The sequence below is a fragment of the Kitasatospora sp. RG8 genome (assembly GCF_017813315.1).
Classification (GTDB): domain Bacteria; phylum Actinomycetota; class Actinomycetes; order Streptomycetales; family Streptomycetaceae; genus Kitasatospora.
On record NZ_JAGIYX010000020.1, the window covers coordinates 24,868 to 39,505 of the forward strand.

Annotated in this window: 14 protein-coding genes; 11 read left to right on the forward strand and 3 right to left on the reverse strand. The window is 71.9% G+C overall.

Annotation, left to right across the window (positions count from 1 at the left end; genetic code table 11):
- Nucleotides 1–30 precede the first annotated feature (30 nt).
- From J5Y04_RS26375 to J5Y04_RS26385, 3 genes are all read right to left on the reverse strand, one after another.
- Nucleotides 31–1,062, reverse strand: a complete 1,032-nt coding sequence (locus J5Y04_RS26375; RefSeq protein ID WP_209414887.1) for an ABC transporter permease — start codon at nucleotides 1,060–1,062, stop codon at nucleotides 31–33.
- Nucleotides 1,046–2,602: a sugar ABC transporter ATP-binding protein gene (locus J5Y04_RS26380; protein WP_209414888.1), complete on the reverse strand. Its 1,557-nt coding sequence runs from the start codon at nucleotides 2,600–2,602 to the stop codon at nucleotides 1,046–1,048. Before J5Y04_RS26380 ends, J5Y04_RS26375 begins: the two co-directional genes overlap by 17 nt.
- Before the next feature lie 95 nt (nucleotides 2,603–2,697).
- Nucleotides 2,698–3,747: a sugar ABC transporter substrate-binding protein gene (locus tag J5Y04_RS26385; RefSeq protein ID WP_209414889.1), complete on the reverse strand. Its 1,050-nt coding sequence runs from the start codon at nucleotides 3,745–3,747 to the stop codon at nucleotides 2,698–2,700.
- Between the two features lie 426 nt (nucleotides 3,748–4,173).
- On the opposite strand from J5Y04_RS26385, the gene J5Y04_RS26390 reads away from it, so the two are divergent.
- From J5Y04_RS26390 to J5Y04_RS26440, 11 genes are all read left to right on the forward strand, one after another.
- The gene (locus J5Y04_RS26390; RefSeq protein WP_209414890.1) at nucleotides 4,174–5,025 is read left to right on the forward strand and encodes a fumarylacetoacetate hydrolase family protein; all 852 of its coding nucleotides are present in this window, start codon (nucleotides 4,174–4,176) and stop codon (nucleotides 5,023–5,025) included.
- A gap of 11 nt (nucleotides 5,026–5,036) precedes the next feature.
- Nucleotides 5,037–6,380, forward strand: a complete 1,344-nt coding sequence (locus J5Y04_RS26395; protein WP_209414891.1) for an L-fuconate dehydratase — start codon at nucleotides 5,037–5,039, stop codon at nucleotides 6,378–6,380.
- Nucleotides 6,377–7,138: an SDR family NAD(P)-dependent oxidoreductase gene (locus tag J5Y04_RS26400; RefSeq protein ID WP_209414892.1), complete on the forward strand. Its 762-nt coding sequence runs from the start codon at nucleotides 6,377–6,379 to the stop codon at nucleotides 7,136–7,138. The genes J5Y04_RS26395 and J5Y04_RS26400 overlap by 4 nt, the downstream gene beginning before the upstream one ends.
- Complete coding sequence (locus tag J5Y04_RS26405) at nucleotides 7,135–8,130, forward strand: aldo/keto reductase (protein WP_209414893.1); 996 nt, start codon at nucleotides 7,135–7,137, stop codon at nucleotides 8,128–8,130. The genes J5Y04_RS26400 and J5Y04_RS26405 overlap by 4 nt, the downstream gene beginning before the upstream one ends.
- Entirely contained in the window at nucleotides 8,131–8,871 is a 741-nt protein-coding gene (locus J5Y04_RS26410; protein WP_209414894.1) for a (Fe-S)-binding protein, read from the forward strand.
- Nucleotides 8,868–10,349 (forward strand): LutB/LldF family L-lactate oxidation iron-sulfur protein, encoded by a 1,482-nt coding sequence (locus J5Y04_RS26415; protein ID WP_209414895.1) that lies wholly within the window; start codon nucleotides 8,868–8,870, stop codon nucleotides 10,347–10,349. Before J5Y04_RS26410 ends, J5Y04_RS26415 begins: the two co-directional genes overlap by 4 nt.
- On the forward strand, nucleotides 10,346–11,011 hold the full coding sequence (locus tag J5Y04_RS26420) for an LUD domain-containing protein (RefSeq protein WP_209414896.1): 666 nt from the start codon (nucleotides 10,346–10,348) through the stop codon (nucleotides 11,009–11,011). Before J5Y04_RS26415 ends, J5Y04_RS26420 begins: the two co-directional genes overlap by 4 nt.
- The gene (locus J5Y04_RS26425) at nucleotides 11,008–11,319 is read left to right on the forward strand and encodes an L-rhamnose mutarotase (RefSeq protein ID WP_209414897.1); all 312 of its coding nucleotides are present in this window, start codon (nucleotides 11,008–11,010) and stop codon (nucleotides 11,317–11,319) included. The genes J5Y04_RS26420 and J5Y04_RS26425 overlap by 4 nt, the downstream gene beginning before the upstream one ends.
- Nucleotides 11,316–12,197, forward strand: coding sequence for an amidohydrolase (locus J5Y04_RS26430; protein WP_209414898.1), 882 nt, complete (start codon nucleotides 11,316–11,318; stop codon nucleotides 12,195–12,197). Before J5Y04_RS26425 ends, J5Y04_RS26430 begins: the two co-directional genes overlap by 4 nt.
- 141 nt (nucleotides 12,198–12,338) lie before the next feature.
- On the forward strand, nucleotides 12,339–13,034 hold the full coding sequence (locus J5Y04_RS26435) for a FadR/GntR family transcriptional regulator (RefSeq protein ID WP_209414899.1): 696 nt from the start codon (nucleotides 12,339–12,341) through the stop codon (nucleotides 13,032–13,034).
- 273 nt (nucleotides 13,035–13,307) lie between these two features.
- Nucleotides 13,308–14,306, forward strand: a complete 999-nt coding sequence (locus J5Y04_RS26440; RefSeq protein ID WP_209414900.1) for a 1-aminocyclopropane-1-carboxylate deaminase/D-cysteine desulfhydrase — start codon at nucleotides 13,308–13,310, stop codon at nucleotides 14,304–14,306.
- Nucleotides 14,307–14,638 lie beyond the last annotated feature (332 nt).

Sequence of the window (14,638 nt, forward strand, 5' to 3'; positions counted from 1 at the left end):
GCCGCTCCGGCGGCTCGGGGGTCGTCGGCGCTATTCCTGCTTCTCGCCGGAGGCGAAGCGGGAGATGATCAGCGCGACGATGATGATCGCGCCGTTGAGGAACTGGTTCCACAGGGGTGGTACGCCGGCGAGGGTCATGACGTTGACCACGAGTTGGAGGGTCAGCACGCCGGTGAGGGCGCCGAAGAGGGTGCCGCGGCCGCCGTTGAGGCTGACGCCTCCGATGACGGTGGCGGCGAAGACCTGGAAGATCCAGCCGTTGCCCTGGTCGGCGGAGATGGAGCCGTAGTGGCCGGTGTAGAGGATGCCGGCGAAGGCGGCGAGCAGGCCGCCGAGGATGAGCACGGTCCAGGTGATCCGGTCGACCCGGATGCCGGCGGCGCGGGCGGCCTCGGCGTTGCCGCCGATCGCGTACAGGGCGCGGCCGTGGCGCAGCCAGGCGAGGGCGCAGCCTCCGGCGAGGAAGAGGAGGGTGCAGATCCAGATCGCGGCGGGGATGCCGAGCCAGCTGGTGCGGCCGAGGTAGGTGAAGGAGTCGGGCAGGGTGACGATCGACTGGCCCTGGGAGATGGCGACCTGGAGGCCGCGGAGCAGGGTGAGCGCGCCGAGGGTGACGATGAAGCCGTTGAGGCGCAGCTTGAGGATCAGGAACCCGTTGATCGCGCCGATCAGCGCGCCGACCACGAGACAGAGCGGGATGGCCGTCCAGGAGGGGAAGAGTCCGAGGCCGTTGAACCGGGCGCCGTGGTCGGGCAGGACCAGCCAGACGGCGATGACGGGGGCGACGCCGATGGTGGATTCGAGGGAGAGGTCCATCCGGCCGACGATGAGGATCAGCGCCTCGGCGAGGACGAGCAGGCTGAGTTCGGTGGCCTGCTGGCCGACGCCAAGGAGGTTGTCGGAGGTGAGGAAGGCGGGTGAGACGGCGAAGCCGATGACGCCCAGGACGAGCAGGACCGGGACCAGCGACAGGTCGCGGTAGCGGGCCAGGTCGAAGCGGCGCCCGGCGGGGGCGGAGACGGCCGTGGCCGACGGTGCTCGGAGCTCAGTGGTCGGGGTCATGGTGTTCCTTCGGGTCGGTCGGTCCGGTCATGCCCTCCATGGCTGCGACCAGTTGTTCGTCGCTCCAGCCGTGGTCGAATTCGGCGACGACACGGCCGTGGAACATGGCCAGGACGCGGTCGCAGACCCGCAGGTCGTCGAGTTCGTCGGAGACGATCAGGGCGCTCCTGCCGGCGTCGGCGACTTCGCGGACGGTGCCGAGCAGGGATTCCTTCGACTTGATGTCCACGCCGTTGGTGGGCCGGATGGCGACCAGGACCTGCGGGTCGGTGGCGAGCGCGCGGGCGATGACGACCTTCTGCTGGTTGCCGCCGGACAGTGCGGAGACGGGGGTTGCCGGTCCCGGGGTCTTGATGTCCAGGTCGCTGATCATGCGCTGGGCGAAGGCCCGGGTGCGCGAGGGCAGCACCGTGCCGTACGGGCCGAGCTGGTCGGTGACGGTCAGGGTGGCGTTCTCGGCGACGCTGCGCTGCGGGACCAGGCCCTGGATGTGCCGGTCCTCGGGGACGAACCCGATCCCGGCGGCCAGCGCGGCCGGCACCCGGCCCGGGCGCACCGGGCGACCGGCGACGGTAATCGTGCCGGCCTTGGGTCGGTGCAGTCCGGCCAGTGTCTCGCCGAGTTGGACGTTGCCGCTGGCCGCGGCGCCGGCGAGGCCGAGCACCTCGCCGGCCCGGGCGGTGAGCGAGACGTCCTGGTAGGCGTCCGGCAGGGTCAGGGCTTCGATGTCGAGCAGCGTGGCACCCTCGGCGGATGTCCTGCCACCGGCGGACCAGCTCGGCGCGGACCCGTGTCCGCTCTCCCCGGTCATCGCCTCCACCAGCGCGTGGTGGTCGAGTTCGGCGACCGGGGCGGTGGTGATGTGTCGGGCGTCGCGGTAGACGGTGACGGTGGTGCAGAGGTCGTAGACCTCCTGCAGGTGGTGGGAGATGAAGAGGAAGGCGACGCCCTGCTGCTGGAGTGAGCGCAGCTTGTCGAAGAGCTTGTCGATGCCGCGGGCGTCGAGTTTGGCGGTGGGTTCGTCGAGGATGATGAAGCGCGCACCGAAGGAGAGGGCGCGGGCGATCTCGACGAACTGGCGTTGTTCGACGGTGAGGTTCTCGGCGCGTGCGGTCGGGTCGACGTCGACCCCGTAATCGGCGAGGAGCTCGGTGGCGCGGCCGCGCAGCTGCTTCCAGCTGATGGGACGGAACGCGCCGCTGCTCTGCCGGTCGAGGAAGAGGTTCTCGGCGACGGTCAACGCGGGGATGATCGTGGAGCGCTGGTAGACGCAGGCGACCCGGGAGCGCCAGGCGTCGGTGTCACCTGGGGCCGGGGCGGGTTCGCCGTTGAAGCGCAGGGTGCCTGTATCGGGTTGCTGGAGACCCGTCAGGATCGAGACCAGCGTGGACTTGCCCGCGCCGTTGCGGCCGACCAGGGCGTGGGACTCGCCGGGGGCCACCGAGATACGGGCGTCGCTGAGCGCGACGGTGGCGCCGAAGCGCTTGCTGATCCCGTCGGCCTCGACGACGGCGCCCCGGACGGGGCTGGGGTCCGCCATGGCGGGGTGTCCTTTCAGCTGAGGGGCCAGGGGCCAGGGGCCCATGGGCGCGGCCGGCGGGGGAGCGCCGACCGCGCCCATGGAGCGTCCAGGGACTACTTGCCGACGCCGTTGCCCCAGAGGGACTTGTCGTCGACGTTGTCCTTGGTGACCAGGGGTGCGGGGAGCTGGTCCTCCAGGCCGTTGGGCAGGGAGATGATGGTCGACTGGTGGTCGGTGGGCCCGGGCTGGAAGGTCTTGCCCTCGGCCGCGGCCTGCGCGTAGTGGAGGGCGTACTTGGCGTAGAGGTCGGCGGGCTGGGAGACGGTGGCGTCGATGTCGCCCCTGCGGATCGCGTCGAACTCCTGCGGGATGCCGTCGTTGGAGACGATCGCGATGTGGCCGCTCTGGCCGGCGGGCTTGAGCAGGCCCTTCTGCTGGAGCAGGGCGAGGGTGGGCTGCAGGAACACGCCGCCGGCCTGCATGTAGACGCCGCCCAGGTCCGGGTTGGCGGCCAGGGTGGACTGGAGCTTCGCGGAGGCGACGTCGCCCTTCCAGTCGGTGGCCAGCTCGATCACCTCGATGCCGGGGAACTTCTCCTTCATGCAGGTCGCGAACGCCTCGGAGCGGTCACGGCCGTTGACGGAGCTCAGCGCGCCCTGGAGTTCGGCGACCTTGCCCTTGCCGCCCAGCTGCTGGCCCAGGAACTCGCAGGCCTTGGTGCCGTAGGCCCTGTTGTCGGCGCGCACCACCATGTAGACGTTGCCCTTGTCGGGGCGGGTGTCGACGCTGACCACCGGGATCTTCTTGGCGGACAGCTGGTCGAGGGTGGAGGCGATCGCGCCGGTGTCCTGCGGGGCCATGACGACGGCCTTGGCGCCGGTGTTCTGGAAGACCTGGACGTTGGCGACCAGCTTGGTGACGTCGTTCTGCGAGTTGCTCACCGGCAGGGTGTTCAGGCCCTGCGCGGAGGCGTCCTGCTTGACGTACTGCGCGTAGGAGTTCCAGAAGTCGGAGTCCGCACGCGGCAGGTCGACACCGATGGCCGGCTTCCCGCCGGCGGCGGACGCGTTCGAGTCGCTGCCGCGGTTGCAGCCCGTGGCGAGCCCCGCCAGGACGACCACGGCAGCGGCGGTGACCGCGATTCTGGAGGAGCGAGGGTTCATCGTGCTGATCTCCTTGGCTGGGATGACCGGCTCCCCTGCGGGGGCGGGGAGCCGGTGTGGTGGGGCGCAGTGGGGGCGACCGGCCGCGTCTGCGTCGGTCCGGGACAACTGGCAGCGGACCGTCCGCTCGTAGTCATCGGATGACTTGCGGCAGTGAGGACCTTACGAGCCTGACATCGGGCTGACAAGAGGAGACCTCGGATGATTCTCAACCGTGACATCCGGGTTTCGCGCGAACGCGAGAAGCCTGGAATGCGCCCCACAGGCTGCGGTCCTGGTAGAGCATGGGTCGGGTTCACCGACAATCATCGGAGGACTTCTTGCGGTGGCGCGGTCACTGCTCGTATGGTCAGGGCTTCGCAGATTCATCCGATGTATCGGAGGTCGCGAGGCCTCGCTCGTCGGCGTGACGACAGGAGAGAAGACATGAGACTAGGGCGCATCGGCGTACCGGGGGCCGAGACCCCGGTCGTCATCGACCGGACCGGCGCCACGTTCGCGCTCACGGCCCTCACCGCCGACATCGACGGCGACTTCCTCGCCTCCGGCGGGATCGACCGGGTGGGGGAGGCGCTGGCCGAAGGCTCGCTCCCGGCCGTCGACACGGCCGGCCGGCGGGTCGGCGCCCCCGTCGCCCGCCCGGGGAAGGTCGTGTGCATCGGGCTCAACTACCGTGATCACGCGGCGGAGACGGGAGCGGCCGTTCCCGAGCGGCCGGTGGTCTTCATGAAGGACCCGTCCACCGTGGTGGGGCCGTACGACCGGGTGCTGATCCCGCGTGGTTCGGTGAAGACGGACTGGGAGGTGGAGCTCGCGGTCGTCATCGGCCGCGAGGCCCGCTACCTGGCGAGCCCGGCCGAGGCCGGCGCGTGCATCGCCGGTTACACGATCAGCAACGACGTCTCCGAGCGGGAGTTCCAGCTGGAGTACTCCGCGCAGTGGGACCTCGGGAAGTCCTGCGAGACCTTCAACCCGCTCGGCCCCTGGCTGGTGACATCCGATGAGATCGCCGACCCGCAGTCGCTGGGGCTGCGGCTCACGGTCAACGGCGAGGTGCGGCAGGACGGCGACACCAAGAACATGATCTTCGATGTCGCGTACCTGGTCTGGTACCTCAGCCAGTACATGGTGCTGCGCCCCGGCGACGTCATCAACACCGGCACCCCGGCCGGCGTGGCCCTCGGCCTGCCCGGCACCCCGTACCTGCGCGGGGGCGACACCGTCGAGCTGTCCATCGACGGCCTCGGCACCCAGCGCCAGACGTTCGTCAACGCGTGAAAGGCACCCAGTTGTCCGAAACCACCGCTGCGCGGATCACCGCCGTCGAGACCTTCGACGTCCGCTTCCCCACCTCGCGGGAGCTGGACGGGTCCGACGCGATGAACCCCGACCCCGACTACTCCGCCGCCTACGTGATCCTGCGCACCTCGGCAGGCGGCCAGGACGGCCACGGCTTCACCTTCACCATCGGGCGCGGCAACGACGTCCAGGTCGCCGCCATCGACGCGCTGCGTGACCACGTCGTCGGACGGTCGGTCGCCGAGCTGTGCGCCGACCCGGGCTCGCTGTACCGCGACCTGATCGGCGACAGCCAGCTGCGCTGGCTCGGCCCCGAGAAGGGCGTGATGCACATGGCCATCGGCGCCGTCGTCAACGCCGTCTGGGACCTCGCCGCCAAGCGCGAGGGCAAGCCGCTGTGGCAGTTCCTCGCCGACGCCGACCCCGAATGGCTGGTCTCGCAGGTCGACTTCCGCTACATCACGGACGCGCTCACCCCCGGTGAGGCCCTGGAGCTGCTGCGCAAGGGCAAGCAGGGCTCCGGCGAGCGGGCCGCCGAGCTGCTGCGGCGCGGCTACCCCGCCTACACCACCTCGCCCGGCTGGCTCGGCTACTCGGACGAGAAGCTCACCCGCCTCGCCAAGCAGGCCGTGGCCGACGGGTTCACCCAGATCAAGCTGAAGGTCGGCGCCGACCTCGCCGACGACGTCCGCCGCTGCCGCACCGCCCGTCAGGCCGTCGGCCCGGACATCCGGATGGCGATCGACGCCAACCAGCGCTGGGACGTCGCCGAGGCGATCGAGTGGACCAACGCGCTCGCCGAGTTCGACCCGTACTGGATCGAGGAGCCCACCAGCCCGGACGACATCCTCGGCCACGCCGCCATCCGGAGCGGCGTCCACCCGATCAAGGTCGCCACCGGCGAGCACGTGCAGAACCGCATCGTCTTCAAGCAGCTCCTCCAGGCCGGCGCCATCGACGTCCTCCAGCTGGACTCCGCCCGGGTCGCCGGCGTCAACGAGAACCTCGCCATCCTGCTGCTCGCCGCCAAGTTCGACGTCCCGGTCTGCCCGCACGCCGGCGGCGTGGGCCTGTGCGAACTCGTCCAGCACCTGTCTATGTTCGACTACGTCGCCCTCTCCGGCACCACCGAGGACCGCGTCATCGAGTACGTCGACCACCTCCACCAGCACTTCCTCGACCCCGTCGTCATCAGCGGCGGCCACTACCGGGCGCCGGCCGCGCCCGGCTTCTCCGCCACCATGCACCAGGCGACCATCGACACCTACCGTTACCCCGACGGCGCGTTCTGGGCCGCGGACCTGGCCGACGCGGACACGGAGGCACGAGCATGACGACCGACCTCGCCGGACTCACCGCCCTGGTCACCGGCGGCGCCTCGGGCATCGGCCTGGCCACCGCCGAGCTGCTCGCCCATCGCGGCGCGGACGTCGCCGTCCTCGACCTCGACCCGAGCGGCGCCCCGGCCCCGTTGCGCGGCTTCACCGCCGACGTCAGCGACGACCGCTCTGTCCGTACGGCCGTGGAGAGCGCGGCCGAGGCGCTCGGGGGCATCGACATCCTGGTCAACAACGCCGGCATCGGCGCCGCCGGAACGGTGGAGGACAACCCCGACGAGCAGTGGCACCGCGTCCTGGACGTCAACGTGCTCGGCATCGTCCGCACCACCCGCGCCGCCCTCCCGCACCTGCGCCGCTCCGCCCACGCCTCGATCGTCAACACCTGCTCCATCGCCGCCACCGCCGGCCTGCCGCAGCGCGCCCTCTACTCGGCGTCCAAGGGCGCGGTGCTCTCGCTCACCCTGGCGATGGCCGCCGACCACGTCCGCGAGGGGATCCGGGTCAACTGCGTCAACCCCGGCACCGTCGACACCCCGTGGGTCGGCCGACTGCTGGACGCCTCCGCCGACCCGGCCGCCGAACGCGCCGCCCTCAACGGGCGCCAGCCGACCGGCCGCCTGGTCACCGCCGAGGAGGTGGCCGCGGCCATCGCCTACCTCGCCTCCCCGGCTGCCGGCAGCGTCACCGGCACCGCCCTCGCGGTCGACGGCGGAATGGCCGGCCTGCGTCTTCGCCCGGAGCCGAAGCCATGAACCTGCGTCGGAACCGCCTGGGCCGGAGCCCGGTCCGGGTCAGCGAACTCGCCTTCGGCGCGGCCGGTATCGGCAACCTCTTCACGGCGGTGAGTGACGAGCAGGCGGAGCAGGCCGTGCACGCTGCCTGGGAAGCAGGCGTCCGCTATTTCGACACCGCCCCGCACTACGGCCTCGGCCTGTCCGAACGGCGCCTCGGCGACGCGCTGAGCGCCATGCCCCGCAGCGAGTACGTGCTGTCCACCAAGGTCGGCAGGCTGCTGGAGCCCGCCGATCCCGGCGGCGACGACCTCGCCAACGGCTTCGCCGTACCGGCGACCCACCGCCGGCGCTGGGACTTCACCGCCGAGGGCGTGCGCCGTTCCATCGAGGAGAGTCTGAACCGGCTCGACACGGACCGGATCGACATCGCCTACCTCCACGACCCCGACGACCACGCCGACCAGGCCCTCGCCGAGGCGTACCCGGAGCTGGAACGCCTGCGCGCCGAGGGCGTCCTCGGCGCGATCGGCGTCGGAATGAACCAGGCCGACCTGCTCGCACGCTTCGTCCGGGAGACGGACATCGACGCCGTCCTGCTGGCCGGCCGCTACAGCCTTCTCGACCAGCGCGGCCTCACCGACCTCCTGCCGCTCGCACAGCGGCGTGGCGTCGGCGTCGTGATCGGCGGCGTCTTCAACTCCGGCCTGCTCGCGGACCCCCGGCCCGGCGCGACCTTCGACTACACCGCCGCGCCCGCCGACCTGGTGTCCCGCGCCCTCGACCTCAAGGCCGTGTGCGCGCGGTACGGCGTGCCGCTGCGCGCCGCCGCCCTGCGGTTCCCGTTCGGGCACCCGGCGGTCGCGAGCGTCCTGGTCGGCACCCGCAGCGCCGCCGAGGTGCTGGACGCCACCGCCATGCTCCACGAGGGCGTACCGGACGCGCTGTGGGCGGAGCTCAAGGAGCGCGGGTTGCTCCCCGCGGACGTCCCGACCCCCGGGGAGGCGGAGTAGATGCGGATCGCCCTGTTCATCACCTGCTTCAACGACACCATGTTCCCCGGCACCGGACGGGCCGTGGTGACCGTCCTGGAACGCCTCGGCCACACGGTCGACTTCCCGCAGGAGCAGACCTGCTGCGGCCAGATGCACTTCAACACCGGCTACCGCCCGGACGCCGTACCGCTGGTGGAGCGCTTCGCCCGGACCTTCGCCGAGTACGACGCGGTGGTCACCCCGTCCGCGTCCTGCGCCGGCATGATCCGCGAGAACCACCCCGTACTGGCCGAGCAGCACGGCAGTGCCCGGCTCCAGGCCGAGGTCGCCGAAGTGGTGCCCAGGGTTCACGAGTTCACCGAGTTCCTCACCGACGTCCTCGGTGTCACCGATGTCGGCGCCCGCTTTCCGCACCGCGTCACCTACCACCCCACCTGCCACTCGTTGCGCGGCCTGCGCCTGGGCGACCGTCCGCTGCAACTGCTGCGCGCCGTCAAGGACATCCAGCTGCTCGACCTCCCGGCTGCCGACTCCTGCTGCGGCTTCGGCGGCACCTTCGCCGTCAAGAACGCCGACACCTCCGGCGCCATGCTCGCCGACAAGGCATCCGACGTGCTGGACACCGGCGCCGAGGTGCTGTGCGCCGCCGACAACTCCTGCCTGATGCACATCGGCGGCGGCCTCTCCCGGCAGGGCGCCCCCGTACGGACCATGCACCTGGCCGAGGTCCTCGCCGCCACCGAAGGAGCCGCGCGATGAGCAACCCCGGCGACCGCGGCGTCGTCTGGCTCGGCTCCCCGTCCTTCCCGGAAGCCGCCCGCGACGCACTGAGGAACACCCGGCTTCGGGCCAACCTGAAGCGGGCCACCGGCACCATCCGTGACAAGCGCCTCGCCGTGGCCTCGGAGCTGGACGACTGGGAGGCGCTCCGTGAGTCGGCCGCCGCGATCAAGAAGCGCACCGCGCGCCATCTCGACCACTACCTCGTCCGGTTGGAGGAGTCGGTCACCGCGGCGGGCGGCACCGTGCACTGGGCCGCCGACGCCGCCGAGGCCAACCGGATCGTCACCGGGCTGGTGCGGGCCACCGGCGAGCGGGAGGTCGTGAAGGTCAAGTCCATGGCGACCCAGGAGATCGGCCTCAACGAGCACCTCGCCGAGGCCGGCATCACCGCCTACGAGACCGATCTCGCCGAACTGATCGTGCAGTTGGGCGACGACCGGCCCTCGCACATCCTCGTCCCCGCGATCCACAAGAACCGCACCGAGATCCGCGACCTGTTCGCGGCCCGGATGGGGGAGTGGGGGCAGCCGGCGCCCGAGGGCCTGGGCGACGACCCGGCCGAACTCGCCGAGGCAGCACGCCGCCACCTGCGCGAGAAGTTCCTCACCGCCAAGGTCGCCGTCTCCGGGGCCAACTTCGCCGTCGCCGACACCGGCACGGTCGTGGTGGTGGAGTCCGAGGGCAACGGGCGGATGTGCCTGACCCTGCCCGAGACGCTGATCACCGTCATGGGCATCGAGAAGGTCGTCCCGACCTGGACCGACCTCGAAGTGTTCCTGCAACTGCTGCCGCGCTCCTCCACCGGCGAGCGGATGAACCCCTACACCTCCACCTGGACCGGCACCACCGACGGCGACGGTCCGCAGGACTTCCACCTGGTTCTGCTCGACAACGGCCGCACCGACACCCTCGCCGACACCGTCGGCCGCCAGGCGCTCGCCTGCATCCGCTGCTCGGCCTGCCTCAACGTCTGCCCGGTCTTCGAACGCACCGGCGGCCACGCGTACGGCTCCGTCTACCCCGGGCCGATCGGCGCCGTCCTCACCCCGCAGCTGGTGGGAGTGGCCAGTGACATTCAAAGCAGTGCCGCCAGCCTCCCCTTCGCCTCCACCCTCTGCGGGGCCTGCTACGACGCCTGCCCCGTGAAGATCAACATCCCGGAGGTGCTGGCCCACCTGCGGGCCGAGGTCGTCGAGGCCAAGCGGGCCGCCAAGCGCCTTCCCACGGCCGAGGCCCTGGCCATGAAGGCCGCCGCCGCCGTCCTCGACTCCCCGCAGCTGCTCGCCGCCGCACAGAAGGCGGCGAGTGTCGGCGGTCGCGCCCTCGCCCGACGCGGCCGCATCGGCCGGCTGCCCGGCCCGCTGCACGGCTGGTCCGACACCCGCGACACCCCCGCGCCGCCCGCCGAGTCCTTCCGGACCTGGTGGCGCAAGAACAAGGAAGGGGAGCAATGACCAGCCGCGAGGCCGTCCTCGGCCGCATCCGGGCCGCGCTCGCCGACGTCCCGGCCGACGAGACCCCGGGCGACGTGCCCGTGCCCCGTGACTACCGCCGCAGCCACACCGGGCCGGAGGAGAACACGGTGGCCCTGTTCGCCGAGCGCGTCACCGACTACCGCGCCACCGTCACCCGCACCGACCGTGCCGGCCTGTCCGGTGCCATCGCCATCACACTGACCGCGCGCGGCGTGGAACGTCTCGCGCTGCCGGGCTCGTTCCCCGTCGAGCTGCTGCCGTCCGGCACCTGGGAGTGGCATCCGGAACCCCTGGACATCCCCGCCCTGGACGCCCTGGACGGTGCGATCACCCTCGCCGCCGCCGGCATCGCCGTCACCGGGACCATCGTCCTCGACACCGGCTCCGGCCAGGGCCGGCGCGCCCTCACCCTCGTCCCCGACTACCACCTGTGCGTCGTCCGGGCCGAACAGATCGCCGACGACGTCCCCGACGCCCTCGCCCGCCTCGACCCGACCCGGCCGCTGACCTTCATCTCCGGCCCGTCCGCCACCAGCGACATCGAACTCGACCGGGTGGAGGGCGTCCACGGCCCCCGCACCCTGGACGTCATCATCGTCGACCACGCCGCCGACCCCACCCACCCGGAGCAGCAGCCATGAGGATCGCCCTGCACACCCGCGTCCGCGAGGACCGGATCGACGAGTACGAGGCCGCGCACCGCGAGGTGCCCGCCGAGCTCACCGCCGCCATCCGCGCCGCCGGCGTGACCTCCTGGAGCATCTGGCGCAGCGGCTGCGAGCTCTTCCACCTGATCGACTGCGAGGACTACGCCCGCCTGCTCGCCGAGCTGGAGCACCTCCCGGTCAACATCACCTGGCAGACGCGGATGGCCGACCTCCTCGACGTCGTCCACGACTACTCGAAGGACGGCGCCGCTGCCGGGCTCCCGGTGGTGTGGCAGCTGTGACCACCCGGCCGATCATCGACGCCCACCACCACGTCTGGGACCTGGCCGTCCGCCCGCAGCCCTGGATCACCGGTGAGGCCCTCGCCCCGCTCGACCGCTCCTTCTCCGTCGCGGACCTGGAGGCCGAGGCCCGTGCGGCGGGCGTCGAGGGCACCGTCGTCGTCCAGACGGTCTGCGTGCCCGAGGAGACCCCGGAGCTGCTGGCCCTCGCGGCCGGCAGTGATCTGGTGGCCGGGGTCGTCGGCTGGACCGATCTGACCGCCCCGGACGTCGCGGACACGATCGCGACCCTGCGCGAACTTCCCGGCGGAGACCGGCTGGTGGGAATCCGCCACCAGGTCCAGGAGGAACCCGACCCGAACTGGCTGCTCCGCCGGGACGTCCGCCGCGGGCTGCTCGCCGTCGCCGCGGCCGGCCTCGCCTACGACCTGGTCGTCAAGCCGCACCAGCTGCCCGCCGCCGCCCTCGCCGCCGCGGACGTCACCGGGCTGACCTTCGTCCTCGACCACCTCGGCAAACCACCCGTCGCCACCGGCGTGCTCGACCCCTGGGCAGGCGACCTGCGCCGGCTGGCCGCGCTGCCCAACACCGTGTGCAAGCTCTCCGGCATGGTCACCGAGGCCACCCCGGGCAGCTGGCGGACCGAGGACCTCAAGCCCTACGCCGACACCGCGCTGGACGCCTTCGGCCCGCACCGGATCCTCTTCGGCTCCGACTGGCCGGTTTGCACCCTCCAGGCCGGCTACCCCGAAGTCGTCCGGATCGCCGAGCGCCTCACCGACCGGCTCGCCCCGGAGGAGCAGGAGGCCGTGTTCAGCCGCAACGCGATCCGGGTGTACGGGCTGCGGCCATCCGGGCCGGCCGCCGGCGACGTGTGAACGCCCCCGGTGACAGGACCGCAGTGCGCCGGCTCGGGCCGGGCGGGTACGGAGCCGCCTGATGGGCGCCTGTTCGAGTAGGCGTTCGAACGACATGGCGAGGGCTATGCTGCAAAAGCACATGACCATGGGAGGCATGCAGTGCCAGTCACCGACGAGGCGATCGAGAAGATCAAGGCGATGATCGTCAGTGGCGAGCTCCGCCCCGGCTCTCGTCTCCCGAGGGAGCCCGACCTCGCCGAGCGGCTCGGCCTCTCGCGCAACTCCTTGCGCGAGGCGGTCAAGGCCCTCTCGCTCATCCGGGTGCTCGACGTGCGCCAGGGCGACGGCACGTACGTGACCAGCCTGGAACCGAACCTGCTGATGGACGCCCTGGGCTTCGTCGTCGACTTCCACCAGGACGACACGGTTCTGGAATTCCTGGAGGTCCGCCGCATCCTGGAGCCCGCCGCCGCGGCGATGGCCGCTCGGGTCATGTCCGACGAGGACATCGCGGCCCTGCGCGAAGTGCTGGACGGCCTCAGCGACGATGCCACGCTCCAGGAGCTGATCGACAACGACCTGGAGTTCCACCGCCGGATCGCCGCCGGCTCGGGCAACACCGTGCTCTGCTCGCTGATCGACGGCCTGTCCGGTCCGACCGCACGCGCGCGGATCTGGCGCGGACTGACGGAGGAAGGCGCCGTCGAGAGCACCCGCCAGCAGCACCGCGCCATCCTCGACGCCATCACCCGCCGCTCCCCCGAGCTCGCGCGTTCCTGGGCAACGGTCCACGTGGCAGGTGTCGAGCAGTGGCTTCGCGACACCCTCGGTACGGCCGGGGCCCCGCTCGGCTGACCCGGAGCGCGGAGCAGGCGGCCCCGTGCCCGGCAGTGCAGGGGCGACGGCCCGCCGCTCCGTGCGGTGGGCACAGGACGCGGCGAAGCGGGCAGCCGGCATGGGCATCACAGCCGACTGTGCCGCACGTGCCAGTTGACGCGCGCGGCGAGGTCGAGGCCGACCTCGGCCCGGTCGGTGGAGAGGACGCCGTCGGCGCCGTGGTGGCCGAACCCGATGCTCGGATCGAGGCGATCGAGCCCGATCCTCGGGCCGGTGCTCTACCGTCTCCTCATGCGACTACCGCTGCTGCACCAGCGCTGTCCCGAACTGGCCGGCTCGCTTCCCTTCCTGCGGCTGGGCGAGGCGCCCACGCCGGTACGGGCGTTGCCCGGACTGGGCACGCGCACCGAGCTGTGGGTCAAGGACGAGAGTGGTTACGGCGACGGCGGCTGGGGCGGAAACAAGGTCCGCAAGCTGGAGTGGCTGCTGCCCGAGGCCCGGCGGCGCGGCGCGAGGACCATCCTCACGGTCGGCGGGCTCGGCACCAACTGGGGCCTCGCCGCCGCCTGGTACGCGCGGGAGCAGGGGCTGGAGGTGGCCCTGGGCCTGATCGACCAGCCGGTCGACGAGCACGTGCGGGCCCAGCTGGCACGGCTGCGCGCCACCGGCGCCACGCTGCACTTCCTGCACACCAAGACCAGGCTGATCCTGGCCGCGCCCTGGCTCTTCGCCCGGCACACCCACGGCCGCACCCTGCCGTACTACCTCCCGGCCGGCGGCTCCTCACCGCTCGGCGCACTCGGCGCGGTCGAGACCGCCCTGGAGCTGGGTGGACAGGTCGAAGCCGGGGAACTGCCGGAACCGGCCTGGCTGGTCACCCCCGTGGGCTCCGGCGGCACCGCCGCGGGGCTGGCCCTCGGGCTGCGGCTCGCCGGGCTGCGCACCCGCGTCCTCGGCGTCGTGGTCAACGACACCCTGCGGCTGGACTCCGCCACCCTCCTCGCTTCGGCCCGCCGCTCCGCCGCTCTGCTGCGGGCCCGGGGCGCCGACCTGAGCGGAGCCGAGCCCGCCCCCGACGCGATCCGCACCGAGACGGCCTGGTTGGGAGACGGCTACGCCCACCCCACCCGGGCCGGCGACCAGGCCCTCGCGCGCGCCTCCGCACAGGCCGGCCTGTCCCTGGAGCGCACCTACACCGCCAAGGCGCTTGCCGGCCTGCTGGATCTGGACGCGGCCGGCCGTCTGGACGGCGGCCCGGTGGTCTTCCTGCACACCCACGGACCGCGATGACGCGGCGCCGGGGCGGGGCCGGCGGGGCCCTGTCCGGTTGAGCTCTCGAATCTGCTCGCGGCGTGCTGCCAAAGGCACTTCCCTGCGCCGGTGGAGCGGACGGCAGGCCGGTGCTACGTGCGGCCACCGGTCGCGATGACGTGATCGGTGGGCCATGGAGGGCAGTCGAGATTGCCTCTGGTGTTTCGGCATCGCGCCAGTAACAGGAGCGCGCGCAGCCTCTGCCTGGCGTTCAATTCCGGGTGGCAGACGATCAAGCACCCGGACAACAAGAACAAGCCGATCCCGTATCGTGACGAGTCCGGCGAACGGGTGAGGGTCTGGGTCGAGGG